This is a genomic window from Aeromonas sp. FDAARGOS 1403, assembly GCF_019047325.1.
Classification (GTDB): domain Bacteria; phylum Pseudomonadota; class Gammaproteobacteria; order Enterobacterales; family Aeromonadaceae; genus Aeromonas; species Aeromonas dhakensis.
Genome location: NZ_CP077249.1, coordinates 557,193 through 571,779, shown reverse-complemented (window position 1 = coordinate 571,779; position 14,587 = coordinate 557,193). Strand labels below are relative to the sequence as shown.

The following is a 14,587-nucleotide window of genomic DNA, read 5'->3' as shown; positions in this document are numbered from 1 at the left end:
TTCTCTTGCCTGTGCAGCAGCCTGTCGTCTCGCGCCTGGCAGGGGCTTGGGCTTTGCCCTGGGCCCGGTATATACTGTTCGCATATACAGTATCCAGGTGTTTGCCATGCGACTCTTTATCGCCGAGAAGCCCAGTCTGGGGCGCGCCATTGCCGACGTGCTGCCCAAGCCCCACAAGAAGGGGGAGGGCTTCATCGAAACCGCGCAGGGGGATGTGGTGACCTGGTGCATCGGCCACCTGCTGGAGCAGGCCGAGCCCGATGCCTACGATGCCGCCTACAAGCAGTGGCGCATGGAATCCCTTCCCATCATCCCGAGCCAGTGGCAACTGGTGGCCAAGCCGAAGACCAAGACCCAGCTCACCGTCATCAAGCGCCTGCTCAAGCAGGCCGACTGCGTGGTCAACGCCGGTGACCCGGACCGGGAGGGGCAACTGCTGGTGGACGAGGTGATCGACTTTCTCGGCTATGGCAAAACCCGGCCGGTGCTGCGCTGTCTCATCAGCGATCTCAACCCGCCGGCGGTGCGCCGCGCCCTCGACAAGCTCAGAGACAACAAGGAATTCGTGCCGCTGGCGGTGTCGGCGCTGGCCCGCAGCCGGGCCGACTGGCTCTACGGCATCAACATGACCCGCGCCTATACCCTGCTTGGTCGCAAGGGGGGTTGCAGCGAGCTTCTCTCGGTCGGCCGGGTACAGACTCCGCTGCTGGGGCTGGTGGTGCGGCGGGATCTCGAGATAGAGGCCTTCGTGCCCAAACCCTTCTTCGAGGTGCTGGCCCATCTACAGACCGAAGACAACGAGCGTTTCAGCGCCAAGTGGCTGCCCTCCGAGGCCTGTCTGCCCTGGCAGGACGAGGAGGGGCGGGTGCTCAACCGGGCGCTGGCCGCCAAGGTGGTGGAGCGGATCCAGGGTCAGAGCGCACTGGTGGAAGAGGTGGAGGAGCAGGCCCGCAAGCAGGCTGCGCCGCTGCCCTACAACCTCTCCAGCCTGCAGATCGATGCCGCCAAGCGGTTCGGCATGGACGCCAAACGGGTGCTGGATGTCTGCCAGAGCCTCTATGAACGGCACAAGCTCATCACCTACCCCAGATCCGACAGCCGCCATCTGCCGAGCGAGCACTTCAATCGGGCCGGCCAGGTGCGGGAGGCCATCGCCAGCACGGCGCCGGCGCTGGCCAGGGCGGTGAGCGAGGCGGACGGCAAGATCCGCAGCAAGGCGTGGAACGACAGCAAGGTGGATGCCCACCACGCCATTATCCCCACCGAGAAGCACGGCAACGAGGGGAGCCTGAGTGGCGATGAAGCCAGGCTGTATGGCCTGATCGCCCGCCAGTATCTGCTGCAGTTCTACCCGCCGTTCGAGTACAACGACAGCAAGGTGCTGCTGCGCATCGCCGGCGGGCAGTTTCAGGCCAAGGCGCGGCGGATCCTCAAGGCGGGCTGGAAGGCGCTGCTCGGGGTGGAGGAAGATGACGAGGAGGAGGCGGGAACCCTGCCTGCCCTGCGTCAGGGCGAGCAGTTGCTGTGCGAGCGGGGGGAGCTGCTGGAGAAGATGACCCAGCCGCCCAAGTCGTTTACCGATGCCACCCTGCTGGCCGCCATGACCGGCATCGCCCGCTACGTGCAGGATCCCGAGATCCGCAAGACCCTGCGCGAAACCGACGGCCTCGGCACCGAGGCGACCCGGGCCGGCATCATCGACCTGCTGTTCAAGCGCCGCTTTCTGGTGCGTCAGGGCAAGAGCATCAAGGCGACCCCCACCGGGCGGGCGTTGATCCAGGCCCTGCCGGCCACGGCCACCACCCCGGACATGACGGCGCTGTGGGAGCAGCATCTCGGCCGGATTGCCGAGCGGCAGGCGAGCTATCAGCAGTTCATGGGGCCGCTCACCGAGCAGTTGAACGATTTGATCGACGGCGCCAGGCAGGATTCGGGGGCCAGCTTCAGCGCCCTGCCCAAGGCGGCGCCCGGGGCCGACAAGCGTCGCTTCACCAAACGCAAGCGCAGCCCGGCGAGTGGTGGCACGACAGGGGCAGGCAAGCGGCCAGCCAGGGCCGCCTGATAAAAAAAACGCCCCTTCCGGGGCGCAAAAAGGCATTGTCGTCAGGCGTCGGCCAGTCTGGCGCGACTCAAATTCAGGTAGTGCCAGGCAACGCCGAGCAGCACCAGATCCTTGAAAATAAAGAACTCGGTGACCGGCACCCCGTCGACCAGCTTCCAGACGCCCGGCAGGGTCAGCAGAAAGCTGAGGGTCACGAGGAAGGTCAGGATGGCCCCCAGGCTGCTCCAGTAGCCCAGACGTGGCCGCCACAGGCCGGCAATCAGGCCGCCGGCGATCAGGATCTCGACCAACCCGATCAGATTGGAGACTGCCTGCTCCGAGAGCACGGCATAGAGCCAGCTCATCAGCGGGTGGCTTGCCACCAGTGGCCGGATGGCCGCCGCCTCGGTCGGCGTGAACTTGAACACGCCGATCCAGAGCAGGGTCAGTACCACCCCCGCGAGGGCGATCAGAAAACCTCGGTCATGACGTTCCATTTCTGCTCCTCTGTCATGGGGTGAGCGTGACGGGCGGAAAGTCGATGTCGGTTTCTGCCAGATGATTGCCGTAGTTGGTCAGGGTATTGATGACCACCTGCCCCAGCACCTCCATCATCAGCTCATCATCCACGCCCGCCGCCCGGGCGGCGGCCAGTTGCGCATCACTGATGACACCGCGCTGGGTGACCAGGGCGACCGCCAGCTGCAACAGGGCGTGATCGAGCGGATCCGCTGCCTGGGCGAGACGGGCAGCCCGGATGGCGTCGTCATCGAAACCGGCCCGGCCAGCCAGCAGAGTGTGGGCCGACAGGCAGTACTGGCAGGCGTTGGCCTGACCGATGGCCAGTGCCAGCAGCTCCCGCTGGCGGGCGCTGAGCCGCCCCTTGCCCAGCGCGTCGGCAAAGCCGAGCAGACCGTTGAGCAGGGCCGGTGAGTGGGCCAGGGTTGCGTAGAGGTTGGGGACCATGCCCAGGCTGCTTTTAAGAGCGGCGAAGGTGGGGGCGGCTGCCGGTTTGGGCTGCACGACGGCGTGAATGCGACTCATGATGTGCTCCTGTTTGGGTTGGGTACGGGAGACACTATGCCGGTTTTAATGGTACGGTTTATCACCCAGAGTCCATCATTGACTACCAGGCGTCTCAAATATGGATCCACTCTCGATATTGCTGGCCCATGCCGCTCCCCAGGCCAGTCTCTTTTTCGCCGGCAACCTGTGTCAGCACTCTCACAGCAGCGACTATCCCGCCGGTGGCCATCTGCACTTGTTGCGCCGTGGCGAACTGCTGCTGCGCGAAGAGGGGGGTGAACCCCTGTTGCTGACCGAGCCGACCCTGATCCTCTACGCCAGGGGGCAGGCTCACAGGCTCGAACCCCGCCAGTTGGCGGGCTGTGACCTGGTGTGTGCCAGCGTGTCGTTCGGGCCGGCAGGAGACTCACCACTGCAGCTGGCGTTACCGGATACCTTGGTGTTGCCGCTGCAGACGATCCCGGCCATTGCGCCGGTACTGACCCTGCTGTTCGAGGAGGCATTCGTCGAGCGTTACGGTCAGCCGCCGATCCTCTCCCGTCTGCTGGAAGTGCTGCTGATCCTCTTGCTGCGTCATCTGGTGGAACAGGGGCTCTGCCGGCAGGGGATGTTGGCCGGCCTCTCCGACCCGCGGCTGGCTCGGGCCATCGCGGTCATGCATCAGCGCGGGGACGAGCCCTGGACGGTGGCGACCCTGGCGCGGGAGGCGGGCATGTCGCGCGCCCGCTTCGCCGCTCATTTTCAGGCGCTGACCGGGCAGACGCCGCTGGACTATCTGACGCGCTGGCGGATGGTGTTGGCCAGTCAGCAGCTGCTGGCGGGGGAGTCCATTACCCAGGTGGCGTTGGGGGCGGGTTACAGCGGGGGCACCGCCTTCGGGCGGGCGTTCGAGCGGGAGTTTGGCATGAGCCCGGGGCGCTGGCTCAAGGCGCGGCAGCGCGAGTGACCGGGGCCGCGACGGGCCCCGGTGTCATCAGCCGGTGTAGACGGTCTCTTCCGGGTACTTGATGCGGGTTTCGACCGGGCGAGCCAGCATGAAGGCCAGAGTGAGCGGGCCGAGACGGCCGCAGATCATCACCAGCACCAGGATGAGCTTGCCAGGCTCGCTCAGGGTGGCGGTGATGCCAGTGGAGAGCCCCACGGTGGCAAACGCCGAGATGGTCTCGAACATGATCTTGTCGAAGGGCTGCTGCTCGGTGAGCATCAGCAGGAACATGGCCAGCATCAACACCATGGTGCTGACCATGATGATGGCCAGCGATCGGGTCACTATCTGGGACGAGAGGGTGCGGCCAAAGGCGGTGACATGAGGGCGCTTGGTCAGAAACGCCTTGGTCGCCAGCAGCACCACCGCGAAGGTGGTCACCTTGATACCGCCACCGGTGGAGGTGGCACCCGCCCCGATGAACATCAGCATCATCAGAAACAGCAGGGCGGCCGGGGTCATCAGGCCGATGTCGATGGTGTTGAAACCCGCGGTACGGGCGCTGGCAGACTGGAAGAAGGCCGCCAGCCACTGGCCACCGAAGGAGACCTTGCCGAGGGTGCCCGGGTTGTTGTGCTCCAGCAGCCAGAACATCAGGGTTCCCAGCAGCAGCAGACCCGGGGTCATGATCAGCATCAGCTTGCTGTGCAGCTTGAGCTTGCGCCAGCGGCGGTTGCGCACCAGATCGACGATGACTGTGAAGCCGATCCCGCCGAGGATCAGCAGACCGGCGATGGTCAGGCTGATGACGGGGTCGTCCCGGTAGTCCATGAGATTGTTGGCAAACAGCGAGAAGCCGGCGTTGTTGAAGGCCGACACCGCGTGGAAGAAGCTGACGTAGAGGCCGCGCTCCCACCCCATCTCGGGCACCCAGCGAATGGCCATCAGAGCGGTGCCGATGAGCTGGGCGATGAAGGCGAACAGCACGATGCGCTTCACCAACTGAATGATGTTGACCGAGCCCTCCTGGCCCAGCGCCTCCTTGGCCAGCACCTGCTGGCGCAGGCCGACCCGTTTGCTGAACATGGCGATGAGCAGCAGGGTCATGGTCATCTGGCCCAGGCCGCCAATCTCCATCAGTATCAGCAGGAAGATCTGTCCCTGCAGGGTGAAGGCAGTGCCGGTGTCCACCACCCCGAGCCCGGTCACGCTGATGGCCGAGGTGGCGGTGAACAAGGCATTGATGAAGCTCACCTGACCGTTGTGGCTGGAAGGCTGCACCAGAAACAGGGTGCCGATCAGCAGGATGACCAGAAAACTGCCGAGGATCAGCTTGGCTTCACTCCAGCGGGACTCATCTTCCCGCTGCAGGGCAAAGGCGTAGCTGCTGCGCCAGCGGGTCATAGGGTTTCCAGCCAGTGGTCGATGGCGTGCTTGTTGCCGGCCAGGATCAGGATGTCACCCAGCTGCAGCTCCATCTTGCCGGTCAGCACGTTGTGCAGGGTCTCGCCACGCTTGATGGCGAGCAGCTGGAATTCGCTCTGTTGCAGCAGATGGAAGTCGCTGAGGGCCCGACCGTTCAACTGCAGGCCGATGACAAACTCGGTCAGCACCATGTCGTGACCCAGCTCCAGATAGTCGAACAGCCGGTTATCCAGCATGCTCTGGGCGACCCGACGACCCATGTCCCACTCCGGGTTGATCACCTTGTCGGCACCCACCTTCTGCAGGATCTTGGCGTGGAACTTGTCGCGCGCCTTGACCCAGACCTTCTTCACCCCTGCCTCCTTGAGGACGAGGGTGGTGAGTATGCTGGTCTCGAGGTTGTCACCGATGGCGACGAAGACGATGTCGAAGTCGGCCAGGCCCAGTTCGGCGACGGTGGCCTCGTCGGTGGCGTCGGCCACGATGACGTGGTTGCAGAGGGTGGCGATCTGGCGGGTCTTGCTCTCGTCGATGTCAATCGCCAGCACCTCGGCATCCTGGCGCTGCAGCTCTTCACACAACGCGCTGCCAAACAGCCCCAGGCCGATGACGGCAAATTGGTTGTTCATGAGTACTTCCTCAAGAGTCGGAGCGGGATACTCTACTCCAGCTATATGAGTCCGAAAAGAGGGCGGGATTTTTCGTCCGGCGGCAATATAAGGTAGACTGCCCGCTTGCCATTGTCGGAACACGCAGATGAAACTCACCCCGCACGCCTCCCTGTTGACGCTCAACACCCTCGCCCTCGATGCCCACTGCCACTGGCTGGCCGAAGTGGAGCAAACCGACGACCTGCCGCAGCTGGTTGCCAACGCCGAGCTGGCCGGCTTGCCGCGGCTGGTGCTGGGCGGTGGCAGCAACGTGCTGTTTTGCGATGACTTCGCCGGGGTGGTGGTGCTCAACCGGCTCAAGGGGATAGCGCTGCAGGACGAGGGGGATCACTGGCGGCTGCACGTAGCCGCCGGCGAGAACTGGCACGAGCTGGTGTGCCACACCCTGCAGCAGGGCTGGTACGGTCTCGAAAACCTGGCGCTCATCCCTGGCACGGTCGGGGCGGCACCGGTGCAGAACATCGGCGCCTACGGGGTCGAACTGGCCAGCGTCTGTGCCTACGTCGAGACGTTCAACTGGCAGAGCGGCGAGATAGAGCGCATCGCTGCGGCCGACTGCCGCTTCGGTTATCGCGACAGCATCTTCAAGCACGAGTATCAGGACAGCCATTTCATCACTGCGGTCGGTCTGCGACTGGCCAAGGCCTGGCAGCCAAGCCAGGGCTATGGTCCGCTGGCCGCACTGGGCGAACTGCCCTCGGCACAGGCCATCTTCGACACCGTCTGCGCCACCCGTATGGCCAAGCTGCCGGATCCGGCCGTGCTCGGCAACGCGGGCAGCTTCTTCAAGAATCCGGTGGTGCCTGCCGCGCTGGCAACGTCGCTCAAGCAGAAATATCCCCAGATGCCGCTCTATCCGGCGGGTGAAGGGCTGGCCAAGCTGGCCGCGGGCTGGCTCATCGACCAGTGCGGCCTCAAGGGTTTTGCCATCGGCCGTGCCGCCGTCCATCAGGAGCAGGCGCTGGTGCTGGTCAATCTGGGCGGCGCCAGCGCCATGGAGCTGATCGCGCTGGCGGCTCACGTACGCGACAGCGTGGAGCAGAAATTCGGGGTGGTGCTGGAGCACGAGGTGCGCTTCATGGGCCGCCGTGGTGAAACTTGGCTCGACGAGGTACTGGCATGACCCTGACTCCCATCCGGCAAACCCTGATCGCTCTGCTCAGCGACGGGCAATTCCACTCCGGTGAGCAGCTTGGCGAGCAGCTCGGCATCAGTCGGGCGGCGGTCAGCAAGCACATGGCGGCGCTCAAGGAGCTGGGACTGGATCTCTTCAGCCTGACCGGCAAGGGGTACCGGCTGGCGGTGCCGATGGCGCTCTATGACGAAGAGCAGCTGCAGGCGCTGGCGCCCATGGCACCGGTGCACTGCTTCCCGGTCATCGACTCCACCAACCAGTACCTGCTGGAGCGGGTCAACCAGCTGCAGTCGGGCGAGAGCTGCCTGGCCGAGTGCCAGACCGCCGGGCGCGGCCGGCGCGGCAAGCCCTGGGTTTCTCCCTTCGGCTGCCAGCTGATCTTGAGCATGTACTGGCGGCTGGAGCAGGGCATGGCGGCCGCCATGGGGCTGAGTCTGGCGGTCGGGGTGGCCGTGGTGCAGGCGCTGGAGTCCCTCGGTTATCCGGGCGTTGAGCTCAAGTGGCCCAACGATCTCTACTATCAGGGCCGCAAGCTGGCGGGGATCCTGGTGGAGATGAGCGGTAGTGCCGGCGCCAGCTGCCACCTGGTGATCGGGGTCGGCCTCAACCTGGCGATGCCGAGCCGGGAGGCGGAGCGGATCGATCAGGCCTGGTCCGAATTGCGCCACATCCAGCCGGAACTGGTGGATCGCAATCTGCTGGCCGGCCGGGTGATTGAACATCTGCAGCAGGCCATGCTCACCTTCGAACAGGAGGGGCTCGCCAGCTTCGTGGCGGACTGGAACCGACTCGACCATTTCGCCGGCCGGCCGGTACGACTGCTGATGGGCGAGCAGGAGATCCGCGGCGTGGCGCGCGGCATAGATGATCGCGGTGCGCTGCGGCTGGAGACGGAGGAGGGGATCAAGTTCTATCTGGGCGGGGAGATCTCCCTGCGTCGGGGCGACTGATGACGGCGCTGACCGTCACCCAATGAAGAGAGGGCCTGCGGGCCCCCTCTTCATTGATGGGTGAGCTGCCGCCGTTACTTGCGCAGCTTGATCTGCTCGATGGCGTGCTCGTTGCCCTTGGTCAGGATCAGGTTGGCCCGCTCCCGGGTAGGCAGGATGTTCTCTTTCAAATTCAGATAGTTGATATCTTGCCAGATGTTGCTGGCGATCTTGGTCGCCTCGCTCTCGGCCAGCTTGGCGTAGTGGTGGAAGTAGGAGTCCGGATCCGAGAAGGCGCCGCTGCGAAACTTGAGGAAACGCTCGATATACCAGGTGCGCAGCAGTTCGGCGTCGGCATCCACATAGATGGAGAAGTCGACGAAGTCCGATACGAAGACGCGGTGCGGATCCTGCGGGTAGTCCATGCCGCTTTGCAGCACATTGAGCCCTTCCAGGATCAGGATGTCCGGCTGCTCCACCACCTTCTTCTCATCCGGAATGATGTCGTAGATGAGATGGGAGTAAACGGGGGCCTCGACTTTCTCGTGGCCGGCGCGGATGTTGGCGACAAACTCCACCAGATGGCGGATGTCGTAGGACTCCGGGAACCCCTTGCGGCGCATCAGGCCGCGCTCTTCCAGCACCTTGTTGGGGTAGAGAAAGCCGTCGGTGGTGACCAGCTCCACCCGCGGGTGCTCCGGCCAGCGCTCCAGCAGCGCCTGCATGATGCGCGCCGTGGTGCTCTTGCCGCCTGCCACACTGCCGGCGATGCTGATGATGTAGGTGCCCTTGCCGCGAGACTGACCGAGGAACTGTTCCAGCACCCGGCTGCGGCGCTGCTTGGCCTTGACGTAGAGATTGAGCAGACGGGAGAGGGGCAGATAGATCTCTTCCACCTCCTGCAATGACACCTTCTCGTTGATCCCGCGCAGGGTCTGCAGATCGTGCTCGGTCAGGGTCAAAGGGACCGAGTCGCGCAATAACGCCCATTGTTCGCGGGTGAATTGCAGATAGGGGTTATGCTCTGTCGTCATGGTGTCGTCACTGTTTCTTGGGCAGGGCGACCATACACCAAGGGGGGCGGGAGCGACAAGAGAAGCGACGGTTTCGAGCGGAGAGTGAGTCCTTTTTTGCCTGGTTCCTGGCAATAATGCACATTTTGCAAGGCGCAATGGTTGCATCCCCAAAATCCTTACCATAAAATGCGCGACGCTTAGATGTCTGTCGTCTATTTGCCCAGCAAAAGCGATAAATCAACGGGTGCAAGCAGAATTACCGTTGTGACATTGACGTAACGGAGGGGTTCCCGAGCGGCCAAAGGGATCAGACTGTAAATCTGACGGCTCTGCCTTCGAAGGTTCGAATCCTTCTCCCTCCACCATATTTCTCTGCGGTTTGAGTTCTTTGGGTTAGAGAAATGCGGGCATCGTATAATGGCTATTACCTCAGCCTTCCAAGCTGATGATGCGGGTTCGATTCCCGCTGCCCGCTCCAAGATGCTGATTGGCTCAGGCGATAGCAGAGTCACACCCTAGGGTGAGTTCGGCAATCGAACCAGCCTGTCAGCACCAGCCTCTCTTCCCTACCAGATTCAAATCCATCATATAAACTGTTCTGTGGTTAGCTTGCCACCGCGTACTCAGCGTTAGTTTAGAGGGACGATCATGTCTAAAGAAAAATTTGAGCGTAATAAACCGCACGTTAACGTGGGTACCATCGGCCACGTTGACCACGGTAAAACCACCCTGACCGCCGCCATCACCAACGTGCTGGCTAAGCACTTCGGTGGTAAAGCTTTCGCCTTCGACCAGATCGACAAGGCGCCGGAAGAGCGTGAGCGTGGTATCACCATCAACACCTCCCACGTAGAATACGACACCGCTACCCGTCACTACGCTCACGTAGACTGCCCGGGTCACGCCGACTACGTTAAAAACATGATCACCGGTGCTGCCCAGATGGACGGCGCGATCCTGGTAGTAGCAGCGACTGACGGCCCGATGCCGCAGACTCGTGAGCACATCCTGCTGGGTCGTCAGGTAGGCGTTCCGTACATCATCGTGTTCATGAACAAGTGCGACATGGTAGATGACGAAGAGCTGCTGGAACTGGTCGAGATGGAAGTTCGCGAACTGCTGTCTGAGTACGACTTCCCGGGTGATGACCTGCCGGTGGTACGTGGTTCCGCACTGAAAGCGCTGGAAGGCGAAGCTCAGTGGGAAGAGAAGATCCTGGAACTGGCTGGCCACCTGGACACCTACATTCCGGAGCCGGAGCGCGCAATTGACCAGCCGTTCCTGATGCCGATCGAAGACGTATTCTCCATCGCAGGCCGTGGTACCGTAGTAACTGGTCGTGTAGAGCGCGGTATCGTTAAAGTTGGTGAAGAAGTGGAAATCGTTGGTATCAAAGATACCACCAAGACCACCTGTACCGGCGTTGAAATGTTCCGCAAACTGCTGGACGAAGGTCGCGCAGGTGAGAACGTTGGCGCGCTGCTGCGTGGCGTGAAGCGTGAAGACGTAGAGCGTGGTCAGGTACTGGCCAAGCCGGGCACCATCAAGCCGCACACCAAGTTCGAATCTGAAGTGTACGTGCTGTCCAAAGAAGAAGGTGGTCGTCACACCCCGTTCTTCAAAGGCTACCGTCCGCAGTTCTACTTCCGTACTACCGACGTGACCGGTACCATCGAACTGCCGGAAGGCGTAGAGATGGTAATGCCGGGCGACAACATCAAGATGGTTGTTACCCTGATTGCGCCGATCGCAATGGACGACGGCCTGCGTTTCGCCATCCGTGAAGGTGGTCGTACCGTAGGTGCTGGTGTTGTAGCTAAAGTTATCGCTTAATCTTTGGCTTACATAAATAAAGCAAAGCCCCTATAATAGGGGCTTTCTTATGCAGGGGCGTAGTTCGAATTGGTAGAACAGCGGTCTCCAAAACCGATGGTTGCGGGTTCGAGTCCTGCCGCCCCTGCCATATACCTCGTCTCGTACGGGGCTTTTGTGTCTTTGGTTACGTCAGATACAGGTGGGTTGTATGAGTGTTAGTTCTGAGAGCCAGGGCGGAAGCAAGGATACCCTGCTTTGGGGCCTGGTTTTCATTATCCTGGCTGCCGCTGTAGTGGGTAATTACCTGCTCAACGATGTTGTCGCTGCCGTCCGCGCCCTGGGTGTGGTCGTTGTCATTGCTGCTGCCGGTGCAGTAGCCCTGCAAACCACCAAGGGAAAGGCAACACTGGCATTTGCCCGTGAGTCTCGCCTGGAAGTACGCAAGGTCGTATGGCCGACCCGTCAGGAAGCCATTCAGACAACCCTGATTGTGCTGGCGGTGACTGCCGTGATGGGGCTGCTGCTGTTCGTACTGGACGGTGCCCTGGTCTGGTTGGTCAACCTGATTACCGGTGTGTAAGGATAAGCCATGACTGAACAACGTGAACAGCGTATGAGATGGTATGTCGTGCAGGCGTTTTCCGGCTATGAAGGCCGTGTCGCCAAATCCCTGCGTGAACATATCAAGATGCATGGCATGGAAGACATGTTCGGTGAAGTGCTGGTCCCGACCGAAGAAGTGGTCGAGATGCGTGCTGGCCAGAAGCGCAAGAGTGAGCGCAAGTTTTTCCCGGGCTACGTCCTGGTTCAGATGATCATGGATGAAACCACATGGCACCTGGTACGCAACGTACCGCGCGTCATGGGCTTCATCGGTGGCACCTCTGATCGTCCTGCTCCAATCTCCGATAAGGAAGCGGATGCCATCCTCAATCGTCTGCAAGATGCCCACGACAAGCCGCGTCCGAAAACCCTGTTTGAACCGGGAGAGATGGTGCGGGTTGCCGATGGTCCGTTCGCCGATTTCAACGGTACCGTTGAAGAGGTGGACTACGAAAAGAGCCGCGTGAAGGTCTCCGTACTGATCTTCGGCCGTTCTACTCCGGTAGAGCTGGATTTTGGTCAGGTCGAAAAAGGCTGATTAAACTCTGTTCGTTAACGGTTGTCAGGGGCAGCGAATGTCATTATAATTCGCTGCCCCTTTATTAGTTGGGGAGCCGTTTGCAGGAGCATGTCTCCGAGGCGTTAGAACCCATTTCTGAGGTATTTTTGTAATGGCTAAGAAAGTCACAGCTTATATCAAGCTGCAAGTTAAGGCTGGCAGTGCTAACCCCAGCCCTCCCGTTGGTCCTGCTCTGGGTCAGCACGGTGTTAACATCATGGAATTCTGTAAAGCGTTCAACGCTCGTACAGAGAAGCTGGAAAAAGGTTCTCCGACTCCGGTCGTGATCACCGTTTACAGCGACCGTTCCTTCACCTTCGAAACCAAGACTCCGCCCGCTTCCTTCCTGCTGAAGAAAGCCGCTGGTATCCAGTCTGGTTCCGCCAAGCCGAACAAAGACAAGGTTGGTAAGGTGACTGTTGCCCAGCTGCAAGAAATCGCCAAGACCAAAGAGCCGGATATGACCGGTGCCGATCTGGATGCAAAAGTACGTTGCATCGCCGGCTCCGCTCGTTCCATGGGCCTGGTAGTGGAGGAGTAAGACAATGGCTAAACTGTCCAAGCGTATGCGCGTTATTCGCGAAAAAGTTGACGGTACCAAAGAGTACTCCATCAACGAAGCCATTGCCCTGCTGAAAGAACTGGCTACCGCCAAGTTCGTTGAAAGCGTTGACGTTGCCGTTAACCTGGGTATCGATGCTCGTAAATCTGACCAGAACGTACGTGGTGCTACTGTACTGCCGCACGGTACCGGTCGTGATGTACGCGTAGCCGTGTTCACCCAAGGTGCCAACGCCGAAGCTGCCAAAGCTGCCGGTGCTGAACTGGTTGGCATGGATGACCTGGCCGATCTGGTCAAGAAAGGCGAGATGAACTTCGACGTCGTGATCGCATCCCCGGATGCCATGCGCGTTGTTGGTCAACTGGGTCAAATCCTGGGCCCGCGCGGCCTGATGCCGAACCCGAAAGTTGGTACTGTAACCCCGAACGTAGCCGAAGCCGTCAAGAACGCCAAGGCTGGTCAGGTTCGTTACCGTAACGACAAGAACGGTATCATTCACACTACCCTGGGCAAAGTTTCCTTCAACGAAGTTCAGTTGAAAGAGAACTTGGAAGCTCTGCTGGTTGCCTTGAAAAAGGCCAAGCCGTCCTCCGCCAAGGGTCAGTACATCAAGAAGGTAAGCATCTCCACTACTATGGGTGCCGGTGTTGCCGTAGACCAAGCTACTCTGGAAGCTCAGGCCTAATTGATGGATTTTACAAGGCGCAAAATTTAATCTATAATTTTGCGCCTTGATTGGTTGGGGGCTTCGACCTCCGTCCAAGACCGCAGGAGGCCGCTAGGCCTTAATACTTCCTGCGTAGACGGTGCCGGAAACCCAGCGAGAAAGATTCTTTCTCTTCTGGAATCCTGCTACCGCATCGTTCCCCTCTGTTGTAAAGGTAGGGGGGATGTGTCAGTACTGGGTCAATTGACCCGGATTCAATCCAGGAGTTAAGCCAATGGCATTGGGACTCGAAGACAAAAAGGCAATTGTTGCTGAAGTCAACGAAGCTGCCAAAGGCGCTCTTTCTGCAGTGATTGCCGATTCTCGCGGCGTGACTGTAGACAAGATGACCGTCCTGCGTAAAACCGCTCGTGAAGCTGGTGTGTACATGCGCGTTGTGCGTAACACCCTGCTGCGTCGCGCGGTAGAAGGTACCGAATACGAGTGCCTGAACGACGCATTTACCGGTCCTACCTTGATTGCTTTCTCTAACGAACACCCGGGCGCTGCCGCTCGTCTGTTCAAAGAGTTTGCCAAAGCGAACCAAAAGTTCGAAATCAAGGCTGGCGCTTTTAACGGTGAGTTTATCGCCGCAGCACAAATTGATCGTCTGGCCACGCTGCCGACTTACGAAGAAGCAATTGCGAAGCTGATGGCTACCATGAAGGAAGCCTCTGCTGGCAAGCTGGTTCGTACTATCGCTGCTGTTCGCGACCAGAAACAAGCTGCTGCTTGATTCTCGCCTATCTAGGCTGTTTGAGTTTATTCAACATCAGGAATTTTTGTCATGTCTATCACTAAAGACCAAATCATCGAAGCCGTTGCTTCCATGTCCGTAATGGAAGTTGTTGAGCTGATCGAAGCTATGGAAGAGAAGTTCGGTGTTTCTGCCGCTGCTGCCGTAATGGCCGGCCCGGCTGCTGCTGAAGCAGTAGAAGAGAAGACCGAGTTCGACGTAGTTCTGACTGCTGCTGGCGCCAACAAAGTTGCCGTTATCAAAGCCGTTCGTGGCGCTACCGGTCTGGGCCTGAAAGAAGCCAAAGATCTGGTAGAAGCTGCCCCGGCTAACCTGAAGGAAGGCGTGTCCAAGGACGAAGCTGAAGCTCTGAAGAAAGAGCTGGAAGCTGCCGGTGCTTCTGTTGAGATCAAATAATCTGCATTTATGTAGATTAGC

General features: G+C 60.4%; 16 protein-coding genes and 3 tRNA genes. 14 read left to right on the top strand and 5 right to left on the bottom strand.

What is annotated here, in order from left to right; genetic code table 11:
• The first annotated feature begins 106 nt into the window (after positions 1-106).
• Positions 107-2,062, top strand: coding sequence for a DNA topoisomerase III (locus I6L33_RS02825; protein WP_216973507.1), 1,956 nt, complete (start codon positions 107-109; stop codon positions 2,060-2,062).
• A gap of 41 nt (positions 2,063-2,103) precedes the next feature.
• Here the strand turns inward: I6L33_RS02825 and I6L33_RS02820 are convergent, their stop codons facing one another.
• Complete coding sequence (locus tag I6L33_RS02820; RefSeq protein ID WP_017409799.1) at positions 2,104-2,538, bottom strand: DUF417 family protein; 435 nt, start codon at positions 2,536-2,538, stop codon at positions 2,104-2,106.
• 13 nt (positions 2,539-2,551) lie between these two features.
• Entirely contained in the window at positions 2,552-3,085 is a 534-nt protein-coding gene (locus I6L33_RS02815) for a carboxymuconolactone decarboxylase family protein (protein ID WP_017409800.1), read from the bottom strand.
• Positions 3,086-3,185: 100 nt separating this feature from the next.
• Between I6L33_RS02815 and I6L33_RS02810 the strand changes: the two genes are divergently transcribed.
• Positions 3,186-4,013, top strand: a complete 828-nt coding sequence (locus I6L33_RS02810; RefSeq protein ID WP_017781181.1) for an AraC family transcriptional regulator — start codon at positions 3,186-3,188, stop codon at positions 4,011-4,013.
• 27 nt (positions 4,014-4,040) lie between these two features.
• Here I6L33_RS02810 and I6L33_RS02805 read toward each other — a convergent pair whose 3' ends face one another.
• Positions 4,041-5,396, bottom strand: a complete 1,356-nt coding sequence (locus I6L33_RS02805; RefSeq protein WP_017781180.1) for a TrkH family potassium uptake protein — start codon at positions 5,394-5,396, stop codon at positions 4,041-4,043.
• Positions 5,393-6,046 carry a TrkA family potassium uptake protein gene (locus I6L33_RS02800; protein WP_005306338.1) on the bottom strand — a complete coding sequence of 218 codons (654 nt, stop codon included), beginning with the start codon at positions 6,044-6,046 and terminating at the stop codon, positions 5,393-5,395. The genes I6L33_RS02805 and I6L33_RS02800 overlap by 4 nt, the downstream gene beginning before the upstream one ends.
• Positions 6,047-6,173: 127 nt before the next feature.
• On the opposite strand from I6L33_RS02800, the gene murB reads away from it, so the two are divergent.
• Complete coding sequence (murB, locus tag I6L33_RS02795; RefSeq protein WP_216973506.1) at positions 6,174-7,211, top strand: UDP-N-acetylmuramate dehydrogenase; 1,038 nt, start codon at positions 6,174-6,176, stop codon at positions 7,209-7,211.
• Entirely contained in the window at positions 7,208-8,173 is a 966-nt protein-coding gene (birA, locus tag I6L33_RS02790) for a bifunctional biotin--[acetyl-CoA-carboxylase] ligase/biotin operon repressor BirA (RefSeq protein ID WP_216973505.1), read from the top strand. The genes murB and birA overlap by 4 nt, the downstream gene beginning before the upstream one ends.
• Positions 8,174-8,247: 74 nt before the next feature.
• Here the strand turns inward: birA and coaA are convergent, their stop codons facing one another.
• Positions 8,248-9,186: a type I pantothenate kinase gene (gene coaA, locus I6L33_RS02785; protein WP_005306328.1), complete on the bottom strand. Its 939-nt coding sequence runs from the start codon at positions 9,184-9,186 to the stop codon at positions 8,248-8,250.
• A 262-nt stretch (positions 9,187-9,448) separates the two neighbouring features.
• Here coaA and I6L33_RS02780 point away from each other — a divergent pair.
• The 10 genes from I6L33_RS02780 to rplL all read left to right on the top strand — a co-directional run bounded on the left by I6L33_RS02780 (position 9,449) and on the right by rplL (position 14,566).
• A tRNA-Tyr gene (locus I6L33_RS02780) sits at positions 9,449-9,533 on the top strand.
• Positions 9,534-9,571: 38 nt separating this feature from the next.
• Positions 9,572-9,646, top strand: a tRNA-Gly gene (locus tag I6L33_RS02775).
• Between the two features lie 170 nt (positions 9,647-9,816).
• Positions 9,817-11,001 carry an elongation factor Tu gene (gene tuf / locus I6L33_RS02770; protein ID WP_005306325.1) on the top strand — a complete coding sequence of 395 codons (1,185 nt, stop codon included), beginning with the start codon at positions 9,817-9,819 and terminating at the stop codon, positions 10,999-11,001.
• Between the two features lie 53 nt (positions 11,002-11,054).
• A tRNA-Trp gene (locus tag I6L33_RS02765) sits at positions 11,055-11,131 on the top strand.
• A gap of 60 nt (positions 11,132-11,191) precedes the next feature.
• Positions 11,192-11,563 carry a preprotein translocase subunit SecE gene (gene secE / locus I6L33_RS02760; protein ID WP_005306322.1) on the top strand — a complete coding sequence of 124 codons (372 nt, stop codon included), beginning with the start codon at positions 11,192-11,194 and terminating at the stop codon, positions 11,561-11,563.
• Positions 11,564-11,572: 9 nt separating this feature from the next.
• Complete coding sequence (gene nusG / locus I6L33_RS02755) at positions 11,573-12,124, top strand: transcription termination/antitermination protein NusG (RefSeq protein WP_005306318.1); 552 nt, start codon at positions 11,573-11,575, stop codon at positions 12,122-12,124.
• Positions 12,125-12,257: 133 nt separating this feature from the next.
• Positions 12,258-12,686 carry a 50S ribosomal protein L11 gene (rplK, locus tag I6L33_RS02750; protein WP_005306313.1) on the top strand — a complete coding sequence of 143 codons (429 nt, stop codon included), beginning with the start codon at positions 12,258-12,260 and terminating at the stop codon, positions 12,684-12,686.
• Between the two features lie 4 nt (positions 12,687-12,690).
• Positions 12,691-13,392: a 50S ribosomal protein L1 gene (rplA, locus tag I6L33_RS02745; protein ID WP_005306309.1), complete on the top strand. Its 702-nt coding sequence runs from the start codon at positions 12,691-12,693 to the stop codon at positions 13,390-13,392.
• A 256-nt stretch (positions 13,393-13,648) separates the two neighbouring features.
• Positions 13,649-14,149: a 50S ribosomal protein L10 gene (rplJ, locus tag I6L33_RS02740; protein ID WP_005306307.1), complete on the top strand. Its 501-nt coding sequence runs from the start codon at positions 13,649-13,651 to the stop codon at positions 14,147-14,149.
• 51 nt (positions 14,150-14,200) lie between these two features.
• Positions 14,201-14,566, top strand: a complete 366-nt coding sequence (rplL, locus tag I6L33_RS02735) for a 50S ribosomal protein L7/L12 (protein ID WP_005306304.1) — start codon at positions 14,201-14,203, stop codon at positions 14,564-14,566.
• Positions 14,567-14,587: the final 21 nt, after the last annotated feature.

Coding starts and splice junctions, on each gene's coding strand:
- I6L33_RS02825 (WP_216973507.1), top strand. CDS start 107: ATGCGACTCTTTATCGCCGAGAAGCCCAGTCTGGGGCGCGCCATTGCC.
- I6L33_RS02820 (WP_017409799.1), bottom strand. CDS start 2,538: ATGGAACGTCATGACCGAGGTTTTCTGATCGCCCTCGCGGGGGTGGTA.
- I6L33_RS02815 (WP_017409800.1), bottom strand. CDS start 3,085: ATGAGTCGCATTCACGCCGTCGTGCAGCCCAAACCGGCAGCCGCCCCC.
- I6L33_RS02810 (WP_017781181.1), top strand. CDS start 3,186: ATGGATCCACTCTCGATATTGCTGGCCCATGCCGCTCCCCAGGCCAGT.
- I6L33_RS02805 (WP_017781180.1), bottom strand. CDS start 5,396: ATGACCCGCTGGCGCAGCAGCTACGCCTTTGCCCTGCAGCGGGAAGAT.
- I6L33_RS02800 (WP_005306338.1), bottom strand. CDS start 6,046: ATGAACAACCAATTTGCCGTCATCGGCCTGGGGCTGTTTGGCAGCGCG.
- murB (WP_216973506.1), top strand. CDS start 6,174: ATGAAACTCACCCCGCACGCCTCCCTGTTGACGCTCAACACCCTCGCC.
- birA (WP_216973505.1), top strand. CDS start 7,208: ATGACCCTGACTCCCATCCGGCAAACCCTGATCGCTCTGCTCAGCGAC.
- coaA (WP_005306328.1), bottom strand. CDS start 9,186: ATGACGACAGAGCATAACCCCTATCTGCAATTCACCCGCGAACAATGG.
- tuf (WP_005306325.1), top strand. CDS start 9,817: ATGTCTAAAGAAAAATTTGAGCGTAATAAACCGCACGTTAACGTGGGT.
- secE (WP_005306322.1), top strand. CDS start 11,192: ATGAGTGTTAGTTCTGAGAGCCAGGGCGGAAGCAAGGATACCCTGCTT.
- nusG (WP_005306318.1), top strand. CDS start 11,573: ATGACTGAACAACGTGAACAGCGTATGAGATGGTATGTCGTGCAGGCG.
- rplK (WP_005306313.1), top strand. CDS start 12,258: ATGGCTAAGAAAGTCACAGCTTATATCAAGCTGCAAGTTAAGGCTGGC.
- rplA (WP_005306309.1), top strand. CDS start 12,691: ATGGCTAAACTGTCCAAGCGTATGCGCGTTATTCGCGAAAAAGTTGAC.
- rplJ (WP_005306307.1), top strand. CDS start 13,649: ATGGCATTGGGACTCGAAGACAAAAAGGCAATTGTTGCTGAAGTCAAC.
- rplL (WP_005306304.1), top strand. CDS start 14,201: ATGTCTATCACTAAAGACCAAATCATCGAAGCCGTTGCTTCCATGTCC.